The following is a 23,748-nucleotide window of genomic DNA, read 5'->3' on the forward strand; positions in this document are numbered from 1 at the left end:
TCAACTCGCTTGAGCCGATTTCACGCGTTTCTCGCGCGGCTCGATTGCAAGGACCTCCGCAACGCGATCAAGACGCGCCTGCTGCGCCGGGACGATTTCACCGCGCGTGGCCGCAAGCGTGCGCACTACATCGAGCGCCCGGCGGCGGTCTGCTGGCGTCGGCAACAGGCGAGCCAGGCCGGCAAGCGCGCGCTCTTCATTCCACAGCACGAGGAACGTTTGACGCTTCACGACCTGCTTGAGCTCGGCAATGCGTATGCGGTCATCCAGACCGGACTCGCGGAGCATGTGGCGCATTGCATTGAACGGACGCTCGTCGACCACGTGGAGATCGCGGCCGCAATAGATGAGCATGCGTATTGCGCCATCGAGCAACGTGCCGTGTTCGAACGTCGCTTCCAGTTCGCGTCGTTTCAGCCGCTTGAACTCCTCTTCAATCCAGCTATTCGTCTCCAGCGCGCGGCGTCGCGCGGATGCCGGCTTGAGACCAACCAGCGCTGCGAGCCACGGCGATCCATAGATCGACTTGAAGATGAGTTCGACCGCCGAGTCGCGGCCGGCACGATACCCGTCCAGCCCTTGCCCGATCGCGTGCGACATGGCGTATTCGCCCGCGAGCAATGCGTTGTCCGATGAAACCGCATGACGGTTCTGCCGTGCTGTATCGGCGAGCATCTTCACGCCCCACATCGCCGGATTCAGATCCGAGAACAGCCATCGCTCGACGCGTGCCGGGTTCATGTGCATGTTCCATTGGGCAGTCCATGGATTCGACAGGGCTTTCACCCAGGGCGACAGGAACGTGTCATAGATTCCCTGGTTGATCTCGGCCACGCGTTCGACTACCTCGAATGCGCGCTCGTGATCTCGACCGTCACCGAGCGCCAGGATGTCTTCGATCTCACGCATCTCGAAGCGGATCAGATAGCGCCCCTCGACAAACTCCAGGCCGGGCAGATCCGGCCGGGTGTCCTCAATGACGGCTTCGTATAAACCGGGCGGTAGCGTGTCGATCAGATCAAGTGCGCTGATGAGTTCGGCATGCTCCTTTTTTGCCACGCCCGCCGACACGAATATGCCAAGGTGTCCGATCTTTTCGTTCAGGCAATAGACGATTGTCTGTTCGTGGAGACGGATCGCCTCCACGCTGTCGTAGAGGTCGGGAATCCAGTTGAGCGCCTGCTGCGGCGGCGTGATGTCGTCGCCCCAGGATGCAAAGACGATAACGGGCGAGCGGATGTTGCGCAGATCAATGCGTATCTCGCCATTCGCCGATACCACCTCGCCCGCCGACAGCCGGTTACCCACAAAAAGATTCTGCGTGATCCACTCCATTTCCTCCTTGTTCATCAGGAAATGGCCGCCCCACCATCGCTCGAACTCCAGAAACCGCGGCGGTTCGGTATCGATATGCGAGTACACGTTATAGAGCTTTTTCCAATACGTGTTCGCCGGATTCATCTGTTCGAAGTTATTGACCAGATACGCGCCGTCGAACGTGCCGTTGCCGAGATCGCCCGCTAACGAAGCAAGCCACGTCCCGCCGAGCATGCCGCCCGAGTAGCGCATTGGATTCTTGCCCTCGACGCCGGCCCAGTATGAAATTGGCGACCCCGCAAGGAGGATCGGCCCGACACGTTCAGGCTCCGATGCGGCAAGGATCATCAGCGCCCATCCACCCTGGCAGTTGCCGATCACGAAGGGCTGGCCTTCGGCGTCGGGATGCAGTTCGGCGACGCGTTCGAGAAACGCGGCCTCGGTCCGCGCAACGCGCTCGATGGTCTGGCCCGGTTCCGGCCGCGGATAGAAGAACACGAAATAACAGGGATGCCCCTGTTGCAGCGCAATGCCGATTTCGCTGTCCATTTTGAAGCCGCCGATACCCGGGCCGTGTCCGGCACGCGGATCTATTACAACGAATGGACGCTTCTTCGGATCCATCGCGGGTAGGCCAGGCGGAGCAATGATGCGCGCAAGTGCATAGTTCGCCGGGGCCGGCAAATCGCGGCCGCTCGCGACAAGCTCGTAGTCGAAAGTCAGCACGGGAGGCTTGCCGGCGTGCATGTGATCGATATAGAGGTCGCCTCGCTGGCGCAGCACGTCAAGAAACAATGTGCCGCGCTGCCATGCATCGACCCAATACTCCGCCGCATCCTGCGCAGGCGCCGCGAGGCGTTTCACTGCGTCTGGTACATCGGACATACTTGACTCCTCGAGAAGCACTCAAGATGCCAAGCTACCGTCGATCGCGGCGATCACCGTTCCCGCCGATGACATTCCTTGTGAAAAGTCAAAATATGCGCGGGCGCATTCATCCGGTTATCGGCCGAGGAGATCCATATGACAACCTTGTGAATAGCCGCAAATAAATCGATGGGAACCGATGAGCATTCGGCAATCGCCAGTTCAAGCCGCGCGTCCCCTCGCCCTCAACGCGTCGAGATTCAGCAGATGAACCTGTCTGCCGCGAATGCCCAGGAGGCCGTTCCGTTCGAATTTGGACAGCACCCTGCTGGCAGTTTCGACCGTCATGCCCAGATAATTGCCGATTTCCTCGCGACTCATCCGCAACGTGAACCGCTTCTCGGAGTAGCCGCGCGTCTTGAATGCCGAAGACAGGCCCAGAAGAAAGGTTGCGATGCGTTGATCGGCGGACATCGTTCCGAGTATCGCGGCCAGTCCCGCTTCCCGTACGATGCTGTCGCTCAACAGCCGGTACAGGTGACGTTGCATGGTCTCGCTTTCCGAACATAGCTGCTCGAACGAATGGAACGGAACGACACACACGGTACTGTCCTCAAGCGCGATCACGTTAAAACGATGACTGACGGCAGAGATGCCGTCGAGGCCAAGCGGATCGCCTGTCAGATTCAGGTCGGTTATCTGCTCGCGGCCGCTATCGGTTATCACACTGGTCTTGAAGCACCCCGTGCGCACCAGATAAATGCCGTAAAACGGATCGCCGGCCTTTAACAATGGCTGACCGCGGTTGATGTCGCGCTTGGTGCAGATAATGGAATCCAGGCGAAGCAACTCGATCCTGCTGATTTCCGGCGGCATGCAAATCGCCTTCATCGCGCATTGCGAACACTTCTCTCCAGACCGTTTCGCGATGCCGCTTTTTGCTTCGCTTATTACTTGATCGGGCGGGCACGACGAGGGACAGAATGCTTGCTGTCCAGCCGCGAATTTGATAGTCAAAGACATACTTTTCGCGCCTTTATGGTTGCAATAGCAATGCCTGATCGGGACGCTAAAAATGGAACGGTTGGAATGTCCTCAACTTTGACGAAATTGAAATCTGCTCTCGTACCGGTGGTCTCACGCTCATGCATCGGATTCGAAGTATGAAAGGTCGGCATCGAGTAGGTTTGCTCGTGCTCCTCAAGGGAACTTGCCTAGTCCGGCGCCAATAAGCATAGGCCAAATTCCGGAAAATAGCCTTGTGCAAAGTAACAATGGATCTGCTGTTTTTCCAACATGAGTCTTCATCTGGACAATGACAGCATGCTTCTCAACATGAGGTCGGGGTCTTTCATTCGTTTTCGCAACTTCGTCAAAACAAGCCGCGCGCGGGCGGCGGTCACAAACTTCGCTCGCCGCGCAGTTTGATGGCGACGTCGAGCTTTGCAAGCCAGCCCGCATCGTCGAGGTCAGCGCCCAGCAGTTTCTCGATCCGTTCAAGACGGTAATTCAACGTGTTGGGATGAATGTCCAGAACGCTCGCTGTGGCTTTTCTCCGCTGGGCCTGTTCGAAGTACGTTTGCAACGTCAACAGCAAGTCCGGCTCACTCGATAACTGCTCCAGCAGCGAAACGATATAGCGCGGCGCGTTGCTCGTACCGCGCACGCTCTCCTCGATGACAATGTCCGAATAAAGCCGAACGCGGTCTTCGCCTGCATGGGCCCGGCCGAAGCTGAGCGCATGCGCGGCTTCGTTGGCAGACGCCGCCCAACCGGCTGCGCCCACGCCCATCAGACCGATTCCGATCGCCATGATCTCCGGGGATAATGGCGCAGCCGAAACGATATCCCGAGCAATCCGGCGGTCGTTTTCATTGATGGGGTTTCCTACCGTGCAAGACACCCAGACGAGTAATCGCCCGCGATACCAGGTATTCAGGAGATCGTTACTCAAGACCTTCAGGCGTCGCCCGATAGCCGCCACTATACGGTCCAGTTCGTTATCGAACGTCGGCGAATTATTGTCGATGGGCCCAACCTCGACGGCGAGCGCGATCCTTGGCACCGACGCATCAAGGCCCAGGGCCGCTGCCGTTCTGTTGAATCCATCGCTGTCTTCCGGGTAATTCATCACGATGGTGTTCAGTTGGTACCTGAGCGACTCGCGCCATCTTGTGTGCCGATATTGTTCGTCGAGATACGACCGGGCGCTTATCTGAGCCATCACGTCGAAATAATCCATCAGGTACGGGGAAATCCGAAAAAGCAATTCGTCGCGTAGCTCGTTGCTTTTATCGGCCGACTCGATATACAGGCACCAGAGTTCGCGAGTGCCTTGCCTGAAGGCTTGCAAGATCGTCTGCAGCGATACGCCCTGATGCACCCGTCTCTGGCCGAACGCCTGGAAGACTTGAAGCTCCTCTTCCGATGGCGGCGCTCCGCTCAGGATCGACTCGAACCATAACTTCGCGGACCAGCCTATTGAATCGCGAATATCAAGCTTGACGGCCAGATCGAGATCGCGATAACCCTCAATATTGATCAGCGTCGCATACATGCGATCTATCACGCTTGAACGATCGGATGAAAGTTGCTCCGTCAGTTCACGCAGCAGCGGGGAAATCGCGGGCACGCTGGCTATCACGATGCAGTTCTCGCTTATAGATCGGATCTTGGCACGATGTGACGGCACATTGGCCAGACACAACCACCTTGGAAACACACAAGCGCAATGCAATAAAAGGGCGTTGGCGGAGGCTGAGATTGGCCAGGCAGCCGTGTCGATCTGGATAATGATAGGTGACGAAGACGCCTCATGTTAGCGCCAAAAAGATTCGTGAGCGGCTCTTTATACGGCTGAAATGCGGACTAACTTTCGATGCACAAAATGCGCTTAAGGCATTGATTTAGATCAATGCTCAATGAATGAATTTCGCGCCGGTCGCGGCACGAAGGTCCGCCGCGGGGCCGAACGCCGGCCGCGAGTTGAAGCTGACACCCATCTTCAGGCAACAGGAAACGCACAGGCGTCCGCCTCCGCGTTGGGACGTCTTGAGGATCGTCGCGGATCAGCGTTGTGGTGCATCCGTGCGCGTTTGTACGCGTAGGAAGTGTGAATAAGAAGGGTCAACTAGGGTGGGTCGCTTCTATCGGAGAAGCAAGCTGCCAATTACTACCACTTTTTGCAGTGCGTCCATGCCGTAGTAATGAAACTCGTCGCCTATGTTCAGACGTCAGCAAACCGACGCATGGCACGCATAGTCTGGAGCCACGCGGCCACGCGGCCCCATACCTTGGCTATTACCAAACATTGATACCGTTCTGATCCAACTCCGCGACCCATTCCAACGCGGTGCGGCTCAGCGCCCGCACCGCGTCATGGGCTTCGTCAGGGGTTGAGATGCAGACGGATGGCTTCGCTTGCCTGCTGGATCGCAGCCTCGGTGGACGGCACATGCCGCAAGGCATTCAGCAACACGAAGTCATGAATCGTGCCGTTGTATCGCACGGCATTGACGCTCACGCCAGCCTCCTTCAATTTGCGCGCGTACGCCTCTCCTTCGTCCCGCAGCGGATCGTTCTCGGCCGTGACGACCAGCGCTGCGGGCAAGCCCTGCAGTTCCTCGGTGCTCGCCCGCAGCGGCGACACATAAGGATTGTTGCGTGTCTTCTCGTCCGGTGCGTACAGGTCCCAGCCATACTTCATGAAGTCGCGCGAAAGGAAGCGATCGGTTCCATAATTATGGTAGGACTCCGTATCGACGCTTGCATCCGTCGCCGGAATGAAGAGCACCTGATAGCTGATCTTCGGGCCCTTGCGGTCCTTCGCCATCAGCGTGACCGCGGCAGTAAGATCGCCGCCGACCGAATTTCCCGCAACCGCAATACGGCTGCCGTCAGCGCCGAACTCATTGGCATGCTCGGCAACCCACTTCAAAGCCGCGTAGCACTCTTCAGGCTGCGTGGGATATTTGGCTTCCGGAAGCGGCGTGTACTCCACAAACACCCCAACCTGCCCTGATTTGACGACGAGATCGCGCAGCAAGCGTTGATGATTCTGGAAATTGCCGACTATCCACACGCCACCGTGAAGGAACAGCAGGACGCCCGGCTTGCCCTTCACGTGCTCCGGTTTCATGATGTACAACTTGACCTGATGCCCGTCCTGCGTGATCGTCCTCTCGGTCGTGGTCACACCTGACATGTCCACCGGCGTTTGTGACTGCAGCGCGGTGAGAGCTTCCTGAGGCTTCGGTTGAGGCAGCGTCCAGAACGGGCTGCTGTCCTTGTTGATCTGGACCAGGAACGAACGGACCTGGGGATCCAGATGCGGGTCGTCCGCTACATTGGGGGCGGCGAGGGCGGCTTGGGTCACGATGCTTGCTCCTATCAGGCAGATTGCCCGGACTATGGATGATCGGTTCATTGTCTTTGCTCGATTCAGTAAGTTGGATACGCGGTGCCGCACGTAATGTCGCGGGCATGACGAGAGGTTCGAGCCGTTGATGCATTCGGAGTAGCGCTATCGCACCGTCATTGCATTCAACGGATGGATTTTGTACGGGCGGACCGCGCGCGTCTTTACCGTGCATGCTTGAGTTTTTACCCGGCCTGCTCATTTGGCACCCTCCTCGGCCGCCTGCCTGAAAAGCCGGCGATATTGCCCTGGCGACGTACCCGTCGCGCGGCGGAACGCGCGGCTGAAACTGGCCTGCGACGAGAACCGGGAGTTGAGCGCTATGACGCTGAGCGGCATGGTGCCCGCCGCCAGCAACGTCATTGCCCTTTCCAGGCGCTGCTGCCCGACATAGCGATGCGGCGGTATGCCCGTGGCTGCCGTGAAAAGCCGGGTGAAGTGAAATGCGCTCAGGTTCGCTGCGGCCGCGAGATCGGCAACCGAGATGTCTTCTTCCAGATGCTCGACCACATAGTCCTGAACCCGCCGCAGACGCAGTTCATCGAGCCGCCGCCCGTTGTTCCTGGGAATCTTCGCGGACCAGCCATCTCCATAGCGGTGCGCGAGACGCGCTGCGAGGATCAGCGAGCAGGTCTCGACCAGCATGCGGCCCGACGCGGTCTCCTGGCACATCTCGGAGAGCACGGCCAGACCAAGTTGCCGGATCAACTCGTCCTGTAGTCCGGCGAGATAGTGGATCGAGTGCGCCGGCGATGCCGGCAGGTCATACTCGTCCGCAAGAAGCCTGAAGCTATGAGCCGGTATGTACAGATGCAGGATTCTGGGAAGCGGCTTGGTGATGCTGATATCCGTATCGGCAATACCGATTGGCGACAACCAGATCGCGCCCGCCACCGGGCGGGTCTTCTGGCGTTCGCCCGCTCCCGTTCGTATTACCCATCCGTCATGCCGTCCACGCAGGGCAATCGATATTTCCATCTGCTGCGGCACCAGTCCGGGCATCTCGCTCACGGGATGAGAGCGCAGCTCGCCGGCGATTTCACGCCAGTTCTTGCCCGCTGAGGACGCGACAACCGTCGAACTCGGATACTTCCTCGGACCGTGCGACTGCATTTCCATGACCCACTCCTCAAGAACGCAGCCGTCCAACAAAAACCGGGCGATGACATCGTCTTCGCGCAGCCTCGCGGGCGGCTGTTGCTTCGATTTATATCTTATGCGCTTTAATCGCGTACGACATAGTCTATACGGACTTCCGCTCGTGTCAAGCGCGAAAGATTAAATCGCATGAGATATAATCGGCTTGTATTAGAATTGAGGCTCACACGTGGGAGCAATGCCAATGACCAATGTCTCTGAGAAACGGGAAGCTGCGCTGCAGCCCGACGACTTCGTCTGTTTTGCCATGTACTCGGCGGGGCACGCGTTCAGCCGCGTGTACAAGCCGTTGTTGAAGTCATTGGGACTCACCTATCCGCAGTACATCGTGATGGTGTCGCTGTGGGCGAGCGACGATCAGACCGTCGGCGAGTTATGCGAGAAACTGTTCCTGGAGTCCAATACGCTCACCCCGCTGCTCAAGCGGCTCGAGGCGATGGGATGCGTCTCGCGGAACCGCGACCCCGCCGACGAACGGCAGGTGCGCGTGTGCCTGACCAGGAGCGGGGCAGCGATGCGGCAGAAGGCACGTGATATGCCGTCGTGCGTGGATGGGGCGACGGGGCTCTCGCCGGACGCGCTCCGGCAGCTCAGGCGCAGCGTTCTCGCTGTGCGAAAGAGCCTGCTGGAAGCTGCCGCAGCCGCTGAAGAGTGAATGGGCGAAACGGCGTCTCAGCGCGCCCGTTGATTATTGCGAATCGCCGCGGCCTGCGACCGGCGCATGTTCCTTCATCAACTCGGCAACCCAGTCGATGAAAACGCGCAGCTTGATGCTGACATGCCGGTTCGGTGGAAACGCCACATAAAGCGGCATCGGATCGAGGCGCCAGGTTTCGAACAGCGGCACAAGTTCGCCACGCGCCAGATGCGGCCCCGACATGTAGTCCGGCAGCCATAGAACGCCTAGGCCCGCCAGACCGGCTGCAAGATAGGCATTACCGTCATCGACAGCCAGCACATAGCGGCCCAGCACGTTGACGCTCTCGCCGTCACCGCGCATCGCATAGGGAAAGACCTTGCCGGTGCGCGCCCAGCGGAAACCCACGATCCGGTGATGCGTATCTTCCAGCTCTTGCGGATGCGTGGGCGTGCCGGCGCGCTCCAGGTAGCTCGGCGCCGCGAAAACCCTGAGTTGCAGATCGCCCACATGCCGTGCGATCAGGGACTGGTCGGTCAGCTCGCCGCCCCGCACGACGCAATCCACCGTCTCGCCAATCAAGTCCACGGTGCGATCGCTTACGCCCATATCAAGCTGGATGTCGGGGTATTGCGCGTGGAACGCGGGCAATGCCGGCACCAGGATCAGGCGGGCCAGCGGGCTGGGCACATCCACCCGCAGCCGTCCCCTCGGCGACACCGACGCACTCGACAAACCGGTCTCGGCGTCGTCCATGTCGGCGAGGAGCCTGACCACGCGTTCGTAGTACACGGCGCCGTCGGCAGTGAGGTTGACCTGGCGCGTGGTGCGGTTGAGCAGCCTAACGCGCAGCCGTGCCTCAAGCTGCTGCACCAGTTGCGTCACGCTGGTCTTGCTGATGTGAAGCGTCTCGGCGGCTTTCGTGAAGCTGCCCGATTCCACCACCCGGGCGAATGCCTGCATTGCATCAAAACGGTCCATCTGATCCGTGCTCCAAATAGTTCGGGGATTGTTTGCATTCTACAAACAGTGATGGTCAGAGATGCGCGTTTATCCGCAGCGCATGAATCCTTAAAGTCCGTTCTTCGTTGATAACGGGTCAAGTCGACCCACCGACTGGAGGTAATTCATGACAACGCGCGATGTGGTTTTTCCGCCAGGGCGCCAGGCGCTTTATGAACACAATCGCTATTCGCCGGCAGTCCGGTCGAATGGCTTCCTGTTCGTGTCCGGGCAGGTCGGCAGCCGTGAGGATGGCTCGCCCGAGCCCGATCTTGAAGTTCAGGTCCGGCTCGCGTTCGACAATCTCAATGCGATTCTCGCGGCCGCAGGCTGCACCTTCGACGACATAGTCGACGTGACGGTCTTCATCGTCGATCCGGAGTCGAAGTTCGACACCATCTGGAAACTCGTACCCGAGTATTGGGGCGCCGCGCCACACCCGACGCTGACTGCCGTCGGCGTGACGTGGCTCTATGGATTTCAGTTCGAGATCAAGGTGATCGCGAAGTTGCCAGATGTCAGCAACGATTGATCTGGCTAAAAACGCACGGAGCGGCCGTATTTAGCCTCGCTCAATTACAGCAAGGACAGCGTAAGCCTGATGTGCTCGGCGAACGCTGTGGTCAGGTGCGACGGACGCTCCCGCTCGAACTTCAGCGTGATGCCGATACTCGGCAACGGCGGAAGTGCGGGTTCGCCATTGAGTATGTGAAGGTCCGGAGCAACGGCCGTCTGGGTGATGACAGCCACCGCCTGACCCGAGCGGACCAGGGCCGTAAGTCCGGCAAGACTGCTGCTCGCGTAGGCGACGCGGTAGGCCCTGCCCGCGCGCCGCAACGCTTGGCAAGCCGCGATGTGATCGAGTGTATCCGGATCTGAAAGTGCGAGCGGCAACGGGTCGAAGCGCGCGGCATCCACGCCCGCGTAGCCGACCCAGACGAGCGGTTCGCGGCGGATGATGTCACCGTTTGCCGCATCCTCCGGCAACGAGATCATGGCGAGGTCGAGCGCATGCATCTCGATTTGCTCCAGCAATCGCGGAGTGGGCGCGCATATGACTTCCACCAGCGCATGCGGGTGCTGGCTCGAAAACTGACGCAGCAAATGCGGGAGAAAAACAGCGGCGTAGTCGTCCGGGCAGCCGAACCGGATGGTTCCGGACAAGCCTTTTCCGGACAAATCGGCCATCGCTTCGTCGTGCAATCGCAAAATGCGCTGGGCATGGATCAGCAAGCGCTCGCCGGGATTGGTCAAGACGACGCCTCGACCCGTGCGCTGAAACAGCGGCTGGTCGACAATTTCTTCCAGGCGCTTCATCTGCTGGCTCAGTGCGGACTGGGTCCGCCCAATCCGGCTGGCGGCGCGGCTAAGCGCCCGGACTTCGGCCACGATAGTAAACGTTCGCAGCAAATCGATTTCAAGAGAAAGGCTCAAGGTATCAGGCTCGCTTCTATCTTCCATAAGAACTATTCGTTTCTATGAAACCAGAGAGCCATCTAGACTGCAAGTCATTCCCGCCACGCCAGTCCAGTCCAGGAGAAACAGGTGTCCCGAAACGATGATGCAACCTTTTGGCATAACGCCCGCCAGCACCTGATCCGCTACGGCGGCACCTTCGAGCCGATGATCATCGAGCGAGCCCAGGGCAGTTTTGTCTATGACGCGGACGGCCGCGCGATACTGGATTTCACATCGGGGCAGATGAGCGCGGTGCTCGGGCATAGCCATCCGGAAATCGTGTCGGTCATCAACGAATATGCCGGAAAGCTCGACCACCTCTTCAGCGGAATGCTCTCGCGCCCAGTGGTCGACCTGGCCACGCGCCTGGCCGAGATCACGCCTGACGGGCTCGACCGGGCGCTCCTGCTCAGCACCGGCGCGGAGTCCAACGAAGCTGCCATTCGCATGGCGAAGCTGGTCACGGGAAAATATGAAATCGTCGGTTTTGCGCAGTCCTGGCACGGCATGACGGGCGCGGCGGCGTCCGCCACCTACAGCGCAGGGCGCAAGGGTGTCGGCCCCGCAGCCGTCGGCTCCTTCGCGATTCCCGCGCCGTTTCTGTATCGGCCACGTTTCGAGCGCAACGGCGAATACGATTACCTGTCTGAACTCGACTACGCCTTCGATCTCATCGATCGGCAGTCCAGCGGCAATCTCGCGGCTTTCATTGCGGAGCCTATCCTCAGTTCGGGCGGAATCATCGAATTGCCGGTGGGCTACATGGCGGCACTGAAGCGCAAGTGCGAGGAGCGCGGCATGCTGCTGATCCTCGATGAAGCGCAAACCGGGGTCGGGCGCACGGGAACGATGTTCGCCTGCCAGCGCGATGGCGTGACGCCCGACATCCTCACTTTGTCGAAGACGCTGGGCGCCGGTCTTCCGCTTGCAGCCGTGGTGACTTCAGCGCAAATCGAAGAACGGGCCCACGAACTGGGCTACCTGTTCTATACGACCCATGTGTCCGATCCGCTTCCCGCCGCAATCGGCCTGCGCGTGCTGGATGTGGTGGAGCGCGATGGGCTGGTTGCGCGTGCGAACGTGATGGGCGAGCGGCTCAGGCGCGGATTGCACGGCCTGATGGAGCGCTATGAGTGCATCGGCGATATTCGCGGACGAGGGCTGCTTCTGGGAATGGAGATAGTGAAGGATCGCCGCACGAAAGAGCCCGCCGACGGCCTTGGTTCAACGATCACCCGTGAGTGCATGAACCTCGGGCTCAGCATGAACATCGTGCAATTGCCGGGAATGGGCGGCGTCTTCCGGATCGCACCGCCGTTGACGGTCAGCGAGGACGAGATCGACCTGGGCCTGGAACTGCTCGGGCAGGCGATCGAGCGTTCAATGTAGTTGCCAGGCGATTGGCTCCGTCGCAGTTGCCGCGGCGGAGCCAACGCGCCTTACTTGCGCTTGAGTTGCGAGATATCGCGCACTGCGCCGCGATCCGCCGAGGTTGCAAGCGCCGCATAGGCCTGCAACGCGAGCGACACCACCCGTTCACGATTCACCGGCATCCACGCCTTGTCGCCGCGCGCTTCCATGACTTCGCGCCGGCGTGCCAATTCCGCATCCGATACCGCCAGATGCATCTTGCGCTTCGGAATGTCGATCTCGATCACATCGCCCTCTTCCACCAGCCCGATCGTGCCGCCTTCGGCCGCTTCCGGCGACGCATGCCCGATCACGAGTCCCGACGAACCGCCCGAGAAACGTCCATCGGTGAAAAGCGCGCAGTGCTTGCCCAGCCCCTTGGATTTCAGATACGACGTGGGATACAGCATTTCCTGCATGCCGGGGCCGCCTTTCGGGCCTTCGTAGCGAATCACGACCACGTCGCCCGCCACGACCTTGTCGCCCAGAATGGCTTCGACGGCGTCGTCCTGGCTTTCGAAAACGCGCGCGCGTCCGGAGAACATCCATTGCGATTCATCCACACCCGCCGTCTTGACGATACACCCCTTCTCCGCAAGATTGCCGTACAGCACGGCGAGGCCACCGTCCTTCGAATACGCGTCCTGCTTGCTGCGGATACAGCCGGTCTTGCGATCGGTATCGAGTGACGCGAACGTGGCTTCCTGGCTGAACGCAACGGTGGTCGGAATGCCGCCGGGCGCCGCGCGGAAAAATTTCTGCGCTTCCTCACCCGCGCCGCCCGCGACGTCCCACTTGGCGATCGCGTTGCCGAGCGTGCCGCTATGCACGTTGCCGCACGACAGATCCAGCAGATCGGCACGCGCCAGTTCACCGAGAATGCCAAGAATGCCGCCCGCACGATGCACGTCTTCAATGTGATATTTGTCGGTTGCGGGCGCGGCCTTGCACAGGCACGGCACGTTGCGCGAAATGCGGTCGATGTCCGACATCGTGAAGTCGACGCCGGCTTCCTGCGCCGCCGCGAGCAGATGCAGCACGGTATTGGTCGAACCGCCCATGGCGACGTCGAGCGTCATGGCGTTCTCGAAGGCCTGCTTGCTGGCGATACTGCGCGGCAAGACCGACGCGTCTTCTTCCTGGTAATAACGGCGGCACAGGTCCACGACCAGACGGCCGGCCTGCTCGAACAGACCCTTGCGCCATGCATGCGTGGCGACAATCGTGCCGTTGCCGGGCAATGCCAGGCCGATGGCCTCTGTCAGGCAGTTCATCGAATTCGCCGTGAACATGCCCGAGCAGGAACCGCACGTGGGGCACGCGCTGCGCTCGACTTCCGCCACTTCCGCGTCGCTGACCCGGGAGTCGGCGGCCTTGATCATTGCGTCGATCAAATCGATCTTCGCGATCACCTGGCCGTCGGTGGGCGACTTGACCTTGCCCGCTTCCATTGGACCGCCGGAGACGAATACCACGGGGATGTTCAGGCGCATGGCGGCCATCAGCATGCCCGGCGTGATCTTGTCGCAATTGGAGATGCACACCATGGCGTCGGCGCAATGCGCGTTGACCATGTACTCGACCGAGTCGGCAATCAGTTCGCGGGAAGGCAGCGAATACAACATGCCGCCGTGACCCATGGCAATGCCGTCGTCGACCGCGATGGTGTTGAATTCCTTGGCGACGCCGCCGGCCGCTTCGATCTCCTTCGCCACCAGCGCGCCCAGGTCCCGAAGATGTACGTGACCCGGCACGAACTGCGTGAACGAGTTCACCACGGCGATGATGGGCTTGCCGAAATCATCGTCCTTCATTCCGGTCGCGCGCCACAAGGCGCGGGCGCCGGCCATGTTACGGCCATGGGTAGATGTTCTCGACCGATAGTGGGGCATCTGTATCCTCAGATATTGTTGTCGTGAAAATGGTATTGCGGCGGGCGTGGGGACAGCGCGCCCCGCATGCCGCGCATGGGAACAGGCGAATTCTGCGAGACCGCCGGTAAGACGTCCAATATATTTTTCCGGCGAAACTAGGTCGCAGAAAATATTAATCAGATCCGGGGACGAATTGAGCCGTTGGCACTGGTTCGATCCTGGCTCCGGCGGCGAGCGGAACCGACTTCAAGGCCCAGTCGAAGTCCACGCCGCGCTCAGGCCGCCTCTTCGCTGTGGCTCGTGGCCGCGACGGGCGGCGACTGCGCCAGATGCCGCAGCAGTTTCGTCACCATTCCGACCACGCCGAGCGCGAGGATCACGAAGAACACCGCGAGCGGTGTCAGGATTTGCACCGAAAGGAAGCCGGCGAGTCCCATCATCGCGGAAGAGACGAGCAGCAACGCACATCCAAGGATCGCGCTCGTCAACCCCGCGATATGCGGAAACAGCGAATTGCCCTTGGCCATCAACGTCGGATACATCGCGCCTGCGCAGAATCCCATTACCAGCACCGGTATGGCGAGCGTCCATACGCGCAGGCCGAGCGTAAGCGCGAGCAGCAGCATCGCAATGGATGTCCCCGCCATCACGCGCGCGCCGATCTGCAGGCGCTGCTCCGCGCTCGGCAACCGCGGACCGTGGACGCGGTTCGACAGGCCGCCCAGGAAATACATCATCCCGATACCCAGCGCCAGATAGCCGAAATAGGTCGGCGGCTTGTGCAGGGTGTTCTGCACCATGAACGGCCCAATGATATTGAAGACGAGCAGGATGCTGTAACACAGGCCCTGCGCGAGAAAGCAGCTTTGAAATACGGGACTGGCGAGCACCTTGCCCGCATTTGTAATCAGCGTGCGCGGCGCAAGATGCACGGGCCGCCGCAACGTTTCACGATAACGCCAGAGCAAGCCCCACATCACAAGCGAATAGACGAGCAGGAACACGAGGCATGCCTGCCATCCAAACCATGTTTGCAGATGCGCGCCGATCACCGGCGCCACGATTGGCGCAAGCCCCCACGCAATCGACATGTAGGTGAACGCATGCAGCAGCGCCTGCCCCGAGAACGAATCCGTGATGATCGCCTTCGCGAGCAGGTTGGTCGTGGCGATGCCAAAACCCTGCAGGCATCGGGCAAGAAGGAATGTCTCAAGGTTCGGCGCGGCGAGCGACAACAGGCAGCCGATCGTGAAGATCACGAGCCCGAACGCCAGAACCGGCTTGCGCCCGTATGCATCGGCTACCGGGCCGAAGACGAGTTGGCCGAACGCATAAGCCACCATGTAGCCGGACACGCTCGACTGGATCGCCTGGGGCGAAGTGGCGAAGAAGCGCGCCATTGCGGGTAGCGCTGGCACGTAGATATCGATTGCAAGCTGCCCTGCCGAGGCGAACAGGCAGATCAGAAACAGCAGGAAGCGCGGCGAGTTCGGAACGGGCGCGGGAAGTACGGAGCGGGCGGGAATAGTGTGGGTCATGAAAGCATCGAAGGGGCGGAATGCGGTGATGCTGCATCGGTCCGTCCGGGTATTGAACGCAGCGTGGTGCGGCGTTATCGCCGCGTATTGTGCCTGTCGTCTCGGAAATCGACACGATGCCCGTCGCGAGTGCATGGTTTGACGCGCCGCCGCTCGGTGCGCGTGCGCATGGCTTGACATTTATATTCCTCACCAGGTATATAAGCACTATGGAATCGACATTTGCCGTCATCGCCGAGCCAAGCCGCCGCGCCATCCTCAGTCTGCTCGCATCTTCCGAGCAGACCGTGGGCGATATCGAAGAGGCGCTAAACCTTTCGCAGCCCTCGGTCTCGAAGCATCTGCGCGTGCTTCGGGAGGCCGGATTCGTGGAGTCGCGCGTCGATGCGCAGCGGCGCGTGTACCGGATCAGACCGGAGCCGCTCGCGGAAATAGACGCGTGGCTCGCGCCGTTTCGCCGGTTCTGGTCGGCCCATGTCGACGCGCTCGAACGCCATCTTGATCAGATCGATCCTGTGCCATGCCGGAAGGAGAAGAAACGATGAGTCAGAGCGACAAATACATGCCGGGCCCGGCCGTGGGCGCAAAAGTCACGAAGGACGGTGAAAAGTGGACGCTGGTGCTCGTGCGCGAGTTGCGTCATTCGCCCGAAAAAGTGTGGAGCGCCCTCACCGACCCTGCCAGTCTGCGCGAATGGGCGCCATTCGATGCTGACCGCAGCCTCGCGTCTGTCGGTTCCGTCAGGCTTTCCACGGTCGGCACGCCGGCGCCGCAAGTGTCGGACACGCAAGTGACCCGCGCCGACGCGCCGAGGCTGCTCGAATATCGCTGGGGCGAAAACGATCTTCGATGGCAACTCGAGCCGCTCGGCGACGGCACGCGTCTCACGCTCTGGCACAACATCGATCGCAACTTCATCTCGATGGGCGCGGCCGGCTGGCACATCTGCCTCGACGTGCTCGACCGGTTCGTGGGCGGCAATCCCGTTGGACGCATTGTGGGCGGCGAAGCGATGAAGTTCGATTGGCCGCGCCTCAAGACCGAGTATGAAAATCAATTCGGTATTTGACGTCTTGATGTTTCAGGAGGAAAAACATGAAAAAATCGAGTCCGAGTCAGGACCTGCCGGCGTCTGAACTCATCGACAAGAGGATCGCCGAACTTGGCGACTGGCGCGGCGAAACCTTGAGCAGGATGCGCAAGCTCATCCAGAAAGCCGACCCGGACGTGGTCGAACAGTGGAAATGGATGGGCACGCCCGTTTGGGCGCACGACGGAATCATCTGCACCGGCGAGTCCTACAAGTCCATCGTCAAGCTGACCTTTGCCAAAGGAGCCTCGCTCAAGGATCCGGCCAAACTCTTCAACTCGAGCCTCGATGGTAATGTCAGGCGCGCAATCGACATTCACGAAGGCGAAGAGATTGATGCGGCTACCTTCACCGCGCTTATCCAAGAAGCGCTGGTTCTTAACGCGGCAAGTGTGAAAGCGAAAGCCAAGCCCAAACGGGTGAAGTAGCCCGCGGACTCTCTCAGTTGTCTGGCTCAGTTATCCGGCTCAGTTATCTGGATTTGCCAGCGCGAAGTCCCGCAACGCGCTGTATTCGGGGTCGATGATCTTGCCGTCTATCAGCACGCCCCAGGACGTATTCCCGCTATCCAGGCAGTAATACATCACCGACTCGATGTTGTCGGTCTTGCGAGCGGCATAAAAATGCGTCAGCCGATCAGTAATGTACGACGCGCGGAACGCCTGGCTATCCTCGGGATTGGCATTCCACTCCGAGATCATGAACGGCACGCCGTAGCGCTTCTTGCAGTACGCGGGAAGATCGAAATTCGGTCCGCCGCCATTTACGCCTATGTTGAAGATATCTCCATAGACTTCGTAGTTGTGCCACGTGGTGATATCCCAGCGCAGTTGCGGATGACCCGTGGTGCCATCGGGCTGCGTGCCGTCCCATAGCGCGTCGGATGCGCCAATGTCCGCCACGCAGAAGTTGATGCCGCATTTCGCGTTGGGCTGCACCGACCTGACACCATCCATCATGCCGCGCATCACGCCCCGCATCACCGGCCAGTTGGTGTTGTTGAAGTCCGTGACCCTGTTACCCGCCGAGGATGAGTCCATGATCGTCTGCGACCGCCGGGTCAATTCGTTGCCGCATTCATACATGGTTACGCCATAGGGCATGAGCGCAGCGGCAATGGTCGACCCCGATTGAAAGCCCTGGTTGTAAGCGGCGGCCTCGCTGCTCCAGACAGCGCCGGACGCATCCGTCAGGCTTTCGTCGATGCAGACAAAAAGATTGATGCCGGTTCCAACAAACGCCTTCGCCATGTTCACGAGCGCATTCAGCGATGGCGTATCGAAGCACGTCAAACGATACATCGTGCATCCCAGCCCCTGAAGTATCGCAACCGTTTGCGCGGGCGTGTACAGATAATCGTAGTGCCCGTTCATGCCGTAGAACATGCCGGTCGCGGCGTTGACCGAGCTATCCGTGGCTACGCTCGCCGGCTCCGGAACTGCCGCCTCGGACGCCGCGCCACTGGCGGCTGCCGGCACGGCCGCAGGCGCAACGGCGACGGGCGGGCTCGCGGGTACTGAACTACTGCCGCCCGGCGACGCTGCGACGCTGACGCCTTTGGAGCCGGCCGAGCCATCCGATCCGCCGCCACCGCCGCCGCATCCGGCAAGTACGTAACTGCCGCCGACAGCGCAAACACGAGTCAAGAATGAACGGCGACTGAGCATGACGAGTTTCTCCAGCGTCGGGCATTCGACGAAATCAATTTTGTACGATGAATTGATGGACCAGACTGTGCCGGGCATCGATGGGGCTGACGAGTCGCCTGGCCGAGAGGTCGCCAGGCGGTCAGTGAATGCGGCAAACAAGCCACGCGCATCTTCATCCGCATTAACGGCAGATGCGCTGGAATGTTTAGCGTTTGGTGGATTTTTTTGCAGGAGGCTTGTTAAGAACCGGCGTGGCTAAAAAAGGGCCGGAATGTTCGCGCTTTTGGTTGCTTGTGCTTTTTCTCGCGCTGGTCATATTCGTTCGATAGGCCGGCAAATGCCCTGGCTCCGAACAAATAAAATAGTGATCCTGATTACTTTTCGCGGCGCTGCATGCAATGGGGCTTGTGTCCGCGTGAAACTGCAACCGTCTACAGAAGTCTGGCGCGGCCTAAACGCGGATTTTCAGCAGAAAGGCGTGGAAGAATTCAAGCAACTGAAAGAAGCTTCATGCCGCCGCGCCAGCCATCTCACGTTTTGCTCAGAGGCCTCAACCGTTCCCATTTCAGGTCCGTAAAACAAGGCCCCTGAGTGGCCTCGCCAAATTTGACGTCATTGTGTTCGGCATTCCATTCCAGGACCTGAACGCTGCCATTCTTATCGACTGTCAAATCCCATCCTACACATCGCGCAAATGGAATTTTTTTATGAAGCTCGAGCACGACACCGACACATTCCGGGAAGGCCGGCACGCTGATCCCGTCGAATTTGATCTTTGAATCCGGATGCTCATCAAGCGCCATCCAGTCGGGCAGATACCCTTGCGCGTATAGCTTGCCGCTTGAAATATCCACTGGAACGCAGATTTCTCTGTCCGGCTGTATGTGCGTGTCGGCGACCCTGCCGAGGCGTAGAAAGCATGCCCGAATAGAAATCAGCCCCGCGTCGTCCACCACCGATGTCACCCGGAGCGTCGCCACGGCATTGGATGCAAAGTCGTTGAATAACGGGTGTTGAACTATAAATCGCTGAATCACGCCGTTTCCCAACGACTTTATCGTATCGACGTTGAAGGTCTGGCGATTGAAAAACAAGATGCCCTTGCCCTGGAAAGAACTATCGAGCTTGAATACAATTTTCTCGGAATTCGCAAAAACAAGGTCCTCGACCTCGGACTCAGGAACCGCGATATGGTTGGCGGTGAAAAAAAGACCATTTACGAAATAAGCTATATCCGGGAAAGTGTCGCTGCTAAAAATAATGTTCGACAGCGATTTGAGACCCGATATGTCTCCATACAGGCCTTTCATTCTGGGCACCACAACGGTCCCGTAGTAGTTGTCTGGGATCCATCCCTCCTTGAAGGTCCCGGTGAACGCTGTATAAACCCGAAGCCAGGGCGCATAGCGGGCATCTCCCAGCACTTCTTGCGCATAGGTGTCAGCCAACCTCAAATTGACCGGGTCGGTTTTGCCATGCTTTTTCTCGAGCGCCTTGAATATTGTTCTCGCTTGCGACTCGTGGTGTTTGTCGAACTTGTAACGAGCCGCCTTTTTTATAGACTTTCTAACCAATGTCTCAACATCTACGCGCATTATGTAATTCCAGTTTTCCATGCAAGCTGTTCAGGCTGCCAGCGCGACGTCCCATGCCGATACTTTCCACGCTGCCGGGCATGTTCCGCTCTACACGGCGTAGTAGGTCACGAACAGCGTGCTTTGGTCAATACCAATAATGAAAGTGTAAGACGACGCCATAACAATGTTAAGAATTACTGACTATATCCAAATACCTAATTTTCATTACAAGCATATGGCGCGACGAAGCAACAGTGCCGCGATCACATTGAGTCGCAGGTTTCCTCAGCTTAATCGGCCATTAGCTCCAGACTTTGCGCCGCATGCCGCGTCATGCCATTTGACCAGTCTATGCTTCACTGCAGCATAAACACGTGCATGCAAGTATTACCGTGCATCCGACATGTTCTTTCCCAGGTAACAATTTAAGGGCATCGGCCTTTCGATTGAGAGAAGTGCGCGCGGCGCATCCGCTCAATCGCGCCTCTGGACGTTCTACCAGGGACGCAGCAAATCCGAGTCCTGACTCCAGTCACTGTCCTTCAATCGCCCTGCACTTTCGAGATCTGGAGCAATGCAAAGCCGTCTGGGCAGCGTTCCTCGAACGCGCCTTGCGGTCTCTCTCGATTGCGGCACGGAATCTCTGGTCAGCACCGAGGCAATATGGAACCCGTTACGATCGTCATCTGCAACTACAACTACGAGCGCTATCTCGCGCAGGCAATCGATTCGGCACTTGCCCAGGATTATCCGGCCACGCGCGTGGTCGTGGTCGACGACGGTTCGACCGACGGCTCGCGCGCGCTCATAGAAGGTTATGGGTCGCGCATCTCAACGTTCTTCAAGGAGAACGGAGGCCAGGTCTCCGCCTACAATCACGCCGTTGACATCATCGCGACGAACTACGCAATCCTGCTGGATTCGGACGACATCCTGTATTCGAGCGCCGTGTCGGACGTGATGCGCGTCTTCATGAGCGGCGACTATGCGAAGGTCCAGTTTCGCCTTGACGTGATCGATTCCGCCGGAGGGCAAATGGGCGTGCACGTGCCGCACTCGGAGCCGCCGCCGGATTGCGGCGCGCTGCTCAAGCGCGGCTGGCTATACCCTTCTCCGCCTGCGTCAGGAAACGCGTATCGGGTCGATGCCCTGAAGCAGATTTTTCCCGTGCCGGAATCCGGCGTCAATCGCTATGGCGCCGATTTCTACGCCATCTACGGCGTAGTGTTGCTAGGCGCTGTCGCGACGATTCCCAAGTCGCTCGGCGGTTATCGGGTGCATCATACGAGTGCGCCAAGCGTCTCGTTTGCCAATGCGGAAAGCATGGTCAAGGGGTCGAGCGCGCTTGGCATGAGGTGGGCGACCTTGCAGGAGATTGCGCGCTCGCGCCTGAAAGTCGATTTGCCGGTATCGTTTCATGACTTCTCGCACGAGAAGGCGCACTTTTGCTCGCGGGTTTATCATGCGCCGCTTACAACCCGGTGGCGTTGGATGACGCGAGAGTCGCGCAGCTATTTGCATTCGATCATTGCGAACCCTTTCTGGAGCCTTAAAAAGAAAGTCGGTACGCTCGTGCTGTCGAGCATGTGCCTTTTACCGTATTCACCCCTGTCGGATTTCGCGGTCCGTTATATAGCCAACCCGCTGGGCCGCCGCCGCGCTGCAACGCGCTAGGGCGCTGCGCTAGAGCATCACGCGGCGCAATCGGGGCCGCCCGGCGGGTTCAAACAAAGAAGCATGGATAAAAAAGAAAACGCCAAGATTTTAGTGTTCGTGTACGGCGGGTATGTGATGAGGTATCTGTATCTCATCATTGTGATTCCGTTCTATGGGCGTGTGCTCGGCGTGACGGAATACGGCCGTGTCCTTGCCGCCATGTCGCTCATGAACGTGATCTGGATGCTTGCAAGCTATGGGTTCACTTTCGTTGGCATGCGCGATGTCGCGAAGTCACCGGAGTGCAGTCACCACAACGCAGTTTTCTCCTTGCATTCGAGCGCACGCGTCTTCACCGGCGCGGTTGGACTGGCAGTGGGTGTCATCGCAACGATGTGTTCGCCCACACTCTCCGAGAGGCCTCTCATGGGTCTGCTCGCAACCCTGCTCGGGCTTGTGTCCGCACTGAATCTTGGCTGGCTGTTCCAGGGACGCCAGCGTTTTCGCACACCCATCATTATCGAGGTCATTGGCTTTGCAATCAGCCTCGTACTAATCCTGTCCATAGTCAGAGGGCCGCAGGACTCGGTCTGGGTCGTCGCGAGTCTTCTGATAGCGGGCGTGATCTCTTCGGTGATCTCGTACGGACTGACCTTTGCGCATGTGGGCTTACCGCGCTTCAAGGTAAGCGGCGTGATGGACCTGATGCGCGGCTCGACCATGCTGTTCGCCTATTCCACCGGCTCAGCGGTGCTGACGGCATCGTCGACCTATTTGCTTACGCTGTTGTCGTCGCCGGATCAGGTGGGATACTTCGGCGCGGCCGAACGCTTCGCGACAATCGGGCTGAGCCTGATGGGGCCCGCCGCCCAGGTTTTCATCCCGACCATTTCCCGGCAACTCGCGCAGGGCGACACCGAAGGCGCGCGTGCAAGCAGCCGGCGTGGCGCCACGTTGCTGATGGGTTACGGGCTGCTCGCGCTGCTTGCCGCGCTGAGCTTGTCACCCTTTCTCATGCCGTTGATCCTGGGCAAGGCGTTCACGCCGAGCGCACACGTACTCCAGTGTCTTGCCCTGATGTTTCCGTTTGCCGCTTTCAACGAATTCGTCGCGTTCTATGTGTTCGTGCCGCGCCAGAAGGATCGGTTGCTTGCAATCGCCGGAATCACGTCGGGTTTCGCCAACCTGGTTGCAGCGCTTTTTCTCGCACCGCTATACGGCGCCATCGGCATGGCCATTGCACGCGTGATTGGCGAAGCAGCGCTCACCGTGATGCTGATCGGCCTGATGATTCGATCGGACATGATTGGATTGCTTCCCGGCGTCGGCCGCGCGAGCGCAATGGCGCGCGTAGCGCGGGGAGCCTTTCAACATGCCGAGAACGGAAAAAACAAATGAGTACGCAGGCGAAGTCCTCAAGCTACTCGAAATAGCCATTGGCCTCGATCTTCAATGACATCCGCGCCGAGAAAATCGTGGAGATAGCCGGAAGCCCCAAGCTCATCGATCCGGGCCACATCCAGTGTAGACGTCAATGCGATCACCTTCGACGCCGCCGCGAGTCCCGAAGCAATCCCGGCCGCCGAATCCTCGAATACGAGTGCCTGTTCCGGTGCGGCGCCCAACGCTTTCGCGCCCGCGATAAATCCGTCCGGTGCAGGCTTGCCACGCGCAATGTCATCCGAGGTGAAGAGGAACCGGGGAACCGGCAGTCCGGCTGCCTGCATGCGCCGTATCGCGAGGGGACGTTCCGCGGAAGTCACGACCGCCCAACGATCTTCGGGCAGCGCTGCCAGCAGCGCCCGCGCGCCTGGAATCTCCACGATGCCGTCCACGTCGTCGAGTTCGCGCTGCTTCAGCGCGGCGGTATCGGCTAGAACATCCGTTCCCGGAGGCGCCAGCGCGCGAACGGTGTCGATCACGCGCCGCCCCTGGCATTCGCGCAAGACCATGGCGGGATCCAGCCCGCGCTGCAGCGCCCAGTCCGTGTACGCGCGGATCACCGGCGCATGTGAATTGAGCAGGGTTCCGTCCATGTCGAACAGAAAGCAGGACACGCGAAATTCGACTTGATTGAGCAACATGAGCAGCGAAGAAA

Annotated in this window: 20 protein-coding genes; 8 read left to right on the plus strand and 12 right to left on the minus strand. The window is 59.4% G+C overall.

Annotated features, from left to right (window positions below):
* The 5 genes from AWB64_RS20745 to AWB64_RS20765 form a co-directional block, all read right to left on the minus strand.
* Positions 1-2,202, minus strand: a complete 2,202-nt coding sequence (locus tag AWB64_RS20745) for a TerB family tellurite resistance protein (protein WP_060857310.1) — start codon at positions 2,200-2,202, stop codon at positions 1-3.
* 204 nt (positions 2,203-2,406) lie between these two features.
* Positions 2,407-3,060 carry a helix-turn-helix domain-containing protein gene (locus tag AWB64_RS20750; RefSeq protein ID WP_244164132.1) on the minus strand — a complete coding sequence of 218 codons (654 nt, stop codon included), beginning with the start codon at positions 3,058-3,060 and terminating at the stop codon, positions 2,407-2,409.
* Positions 3,061-3,583: 523 nt separating this feature from the next.
* Positions 3,584-4,828 carry a PucR family transcriptional regulator gene (locus AWB64_RS20755; protein ID WP_060857311.1) on the minus strand — a complete coding sequence of 415 codons (1,245 nt, stop codon included), beginning with the start codon at positions 4,826-4,828 and terminating at the stop codon, positions 3,584-3,586.
* Between the two features lie 744 nt (positions 4,829-5,572).
* The gene (locus tag AWB64_RS20760; RefSeq protein WP_060857312.1) at positions 5,573-6,610 is read right to left on the minus strand and encodes an alpha/beta hydrolase; all 1,038 of its coding nucleotides are present in this window, start codon (positions 6,608-6,610) and stop codon (positions 5,573-5,575) included.
* A 189-nt stretch (positions 6,611-6,799) separates the two neighbouring features.
* Entirely contained in the window at positions 6,800-7,720 is a 921-nt protein-coding gene (locus AWB64_RS20765) for an AraC family transcriptional regulator (RefSeq protein ID WP_060857313.1), read from the minus strand.
* A 223-nt stretch (positions 7,721-7,943) separates the two neighbouring features.
* On the opposite strand from AWB64_RS20765, the gene AWB64_RS20770 reads away from it, so the two are divergent.
* Positions 7,944-8,414 (plus strand): MarR family winged helix-turn-helix transcriptional regulator, encoded by a 471-nt coding sequence (locus AWB64_RS20770; RefSeq protein WP_060857314.1) that lies wholly within the window; start codon positions 7,944-7,946, stop codon positions 8,412-8,414.
* 33 nt (positions 8,415-8,447) lie between these two features.
* Here the strand turns inward: AWB64_RS20770 and AWB64_RS20775 are convergent, their stop codons facing one another.
* Positions 8,448-9,377 (minus strand): LysR family transcriptional regulator, encoded by a 930-nt coding sequence (locus AWB64_RS20775; protein WP_060857315.1) that lies wholly within the window; start codon positions 9,375-9,377, stop codon positions 8,448-8,450.
* 148 nt (positions 9,378-9,525) lie between these two features.
* Here AWB64_RS20775 and AWB64_RS20780 point away from each other — a divergent pair, with 148 nt between their 5' ends.
* Positions 9,526-9,930, plus strand: coding sequence for a RidA family protein (locus tag AWB64_RS20780; protein WP_060857316.1), 405 nt, complete (start codon positions 9,526-9,528; stop codon positions 9,928-9,930).
* 44 nt (positions 9,931-9,974) lie between these two features.
* On the opposite strand, the gene AWB64_RS20785 is transcribed toward AWB64_RS20780, so the two are convergent.
* Positions 9,975-10,859, minus strand: a complete 885-nt coding sequence (locus AWB64_RS20785; protein ID WP_060857317.1) for a LysR family transcriptional regulator — start codon at positions 10,857-10,859, stop codon at positions 9,975-9,977.
* 84 nt (positions 10,860-10,943) lie between these two features.
* On the opposite strand from AWB64_RS20785, the gene AWB64_RS20790 reads away from it, so the two are divergent.
* A complete protein-coding gene (locus AWB64_RS20790) occupies positions 10,944-12,245 on the plus strand; it encodes an aspartate aminotransferase family protein (RefSeq protein ID WP_060857318.1) in 1,302 nt (433 codons plus the stop codon).
* Positions 12,246-12,295: 50 nt separating this feature from the next.
* On the opposite strand, the gene ilvD is transcribed toward AWB64_RS20790, so the two are convergent.
* Both ilvD and AWB64_RS20800 read right to left on the minus strand, forming a co-directional pair.
* A complete protein-coding gene (gene ilvD / locus AWB64_RS20795; RefSeq protein WP_060857319.1) occupies positions 12,296-14,158 on the minus strand; it encodes a dihydroxy-acid dehydratase in 1,863 nt (620 codons plus the stop codon).
* A 257-nt stretch (positions 14,159-14,415) separates the two neighbouring features.
* The gene (locus AWB64_RS20800) at positions 14,416-15,678 is read right to left on the minus strand and encodes a multidrug effflux MFS transporter (protein WP_060857320.1); all 1,263 of its coding nucleotides are present in this window, start codon (positions 15,676-15,678) and stop codon (positions 14,416-14,418) included.
* Between the two features lie 209 nt (positions 15,679-15,887).
* Here AWB64_RS20800 and AWB64_RS20805 point away from each other — a divergent pair, with 209 nt between their 5' ends.
* The 3 genes from AWB64_RS20805 to AWB64_RS20815 are packed head-to-tail and all read left to right on the plus strand — an operon-like array spanning position 15,888 to position 17,196.
* Positions 15,888-16,223: an ArsR/SmtB family transcription factor gene (locus tag AWB64_RS20805; protein ID WP_060857404.1), complete on the plus strand. Its 336-nt coding sequence runs from the start codon at positions 15,888-15,890 to the stop codon at positions 16,221-16,223.
* Entirely contained in the window at positions 16,220-16,747 is a 528-nt protein-coding gene (locus AWB64_RS20810) for an SRPBCC family protein (protein ID WP_060857321.1), read from the plus strand. Before AWB64_RS20805 ends, AWB64_RS20810 begins: the two co-directional genes overlap by 4 nt.
* A 26-nt stretch (positions 16,748-16,773) precedes the next feature.
* Positions 16,774-17,196 (plus strand): DUF1801 domain-containing protein, encoded by a 423-nt coding sequence (locus AWB64_RS20815; protein ID WP_060857322.1) that lies wholly within the window; start codon positions 16,774-16,776, stop codon positions 17,194-17,196.
* Between the two features lie 39 nt (positions 17,197-17,235).
* On the opposite strand, the gene AWB64_RS20820 is transcribed toward AWB64_RS20815, so the two are convergent.
* Positions 17,236-18,435 carry a hypothetical protein gene (locus AWB64_RS20820; protein WP_060857405.1) on the minus strand — a complete coding sequence of 400 codons (1,200 nt, stop codon included), beginning with the start codon at positions 18,433-18,435 and terminating at the stop codon, positions 17,236-17,238.
* Between the two features lie 512 nt (positions 18,436-18,947).
* On the minus strand, positions 18,948-20,033 hold the full coding sequence (locus tag AWB64_RS20825) for a sugar-transfer associated ATP-grasp domain-containing protein (RefSeq protein WP_244164134.1): 1,086 nt from the start codon (positions 20,031-20,033) through the stop codon (positions 18,948-18,950).
* 624 nt (positions 20,034-20,657) lie between these two features.
* On the opposite strand from AWB64_RS20825, the gene AWB64_RS20830 reads away from it, so the two are divergent.
* Together AWB64_RS20830 and AWB64_RS20835 are read left to right on the plus strand one after the other, a co-directional pair.
* Positions 20,658-21,668 (plus strand): glycosyltransferase family 2 protein, encoded by a 1,011-nt coding sequence (locus tag AWB64_RS20830; RefSeq protein WP_060857323.1) that lies wholly within the window; start codon positions 20,658-20,660, stop codon positions 21,666-21,668.
* A 63-nt stretch (positions 21,669-21,731) separates the two neighbouring features.
* Positions 21,732-23,048 (plus strand): lipopolysaccharide biosynthesis protein, encoded by a 1,317-nt coding sequence (locus AWB64_RS20835; protein WP_060857324.1) that lies wholly within the window; start codon positions 21,732-21,734, stop codon positions 23,046-23,048.
* Positions 23,049-23,065: 17 nt separating this feature from the next.
* Here AWB64_RS20835 and AWB64_RS20840 read toward each other — a convergent pair whose 3' ends face one another.
* Entirely contained in the window at positions 23,066-23,707 is a 642-nt protein-coding gene (locus AWB64_RS20840; protein WP_157766665.1) for an HAD-IA family hydrolase, read from the minus strand.
* Positions 23,708-23,748: the final 41 nt, after the last annotated feature.

It is taken from the genome of Caballeronia sordidicola (genome assembly GCF_001544455.2).
GTDB classification, from domain to species: domain Bacteria; phylum Pseudomonadota; class Gammaproteobacteria; order Burkholderiales; family Burkholderiaceae; genus Caballeronia; species Caballeronia sordidicola.

Coding starts and splice junctions, on each gene's coding strand:
- AWB64_RS20835 (WP_060857324.1), top strand. CDS start 21,732: ATGGATAAAAAAGAAAACGCCAAGATTTTAGTGTTCGTGTACGGCGGG.
- AWB64_RS20775 (WP_060857315.1), bottom strand. CDS start 9,377: ATGGACCGTTTTGATGCAATGCAGGCATTCGCCCGGGTGGTGGAATCG.
- AWB64_RS20780 (WP_060857316.1), top strand. CDS start 9,526: ATGACAACGCGCGATGTGGTTTTTCCGCCAGGGCGCCAGGCGCTTTAT.
- AWB64_RS20830 (WP_060857323.1), top strand. CDS start 20,658: ATGGAACCCGTTACGATCGTCATCTGCAACTACAACTACGAGCGCTAT.
- AWB64_RS20805 (WP_060857404.1), top strand. CDS start 15,888: ATGGAATCGACATTTGCCGTCATCGCCGAGCCAAGCCGCCGCGCCATC.
- AWB64_RS20825 (WP_244164134.1), bottom strand. CDS start 20,033: ATGGAAAACTGGAATTACATAATGCGCGTAGATGTTGAGACATTGGTT.
- AWB64_RS20760 (WP_060857312.1), bottom strand. CDS start 6,610: ATGAACCGATCATCCATAGTCCGGGCAATCTGCCTGATAGGAGCAAGC.
- AWB64_RS20820 (WP_060857405.1), bottom strand. CDS start 18,435: ATGCTCAGTCGCCGTTCATTCTTGACTCGTGTTTGCGCTGTCGGCGGC.
- AWB64_RS20800 (WP_060857320.1), bottom strand. CDS start 15,678: ATGACCCACACTATTCCCGCCCGCTCCGTACTTCCCGCGCCCGTTCCG.
- ilvD (WP_060857319.1), bottom strand. CDS start 14,158: ATGCCCCACTATCGGTCGAGAACATCTACCCATGGCCGTAACATGGCC.
- AWB64_RS20770 (WP_060857314.1), top strand. CDS start 7,944: ATGACCAATGTCTCTGAGAAACGGGAAGCTGCGCTGCAGCCCGACGAC.
- AWB64_RS20785 (WP_060857317.1), bottom strand. CDS start 10,859: ATGGAAGATAGAAGCGAGCCTGATACCTTGAGCCTTTCTCTTGAAATC.
- AWB64_RS20815 (WP_060857322.1), top strand. CDS start 16,774: ATGAAAAAATCGAGTCCGAGTCAGGACCTGCCGGCGTCTGAACTCATC.
- AWB64_RS20750 (WP_244164132.1), bottom strand. CDS start 3,060: ATGCCGCCGGAAATCAGCAGGATCGAGTTGCTTCGCCTGGATTCCATT.
- AWB64_RS20745 (WP_060857310.1), bottom strand. CDS start 2,202: ATGTCCGATGTACCAGACGCAGTGAAACGCCTCGCGGCGCCTGCGCAG.
- AWB64_RS20765 (WP_060857313.1), bottom strand. CDS start 7,720: ATGGAAATGCAGTCGCACGGTCCGAGGAAGTATCCGAGTTCGACGGTT.
- AWB64_RS20810 (WP_060857321.1), top strand. CDS start 16,220: ATGAGTCAGAGCGACAAATACATGCCGGGCCCGGCCGTGGGCGCAAAA.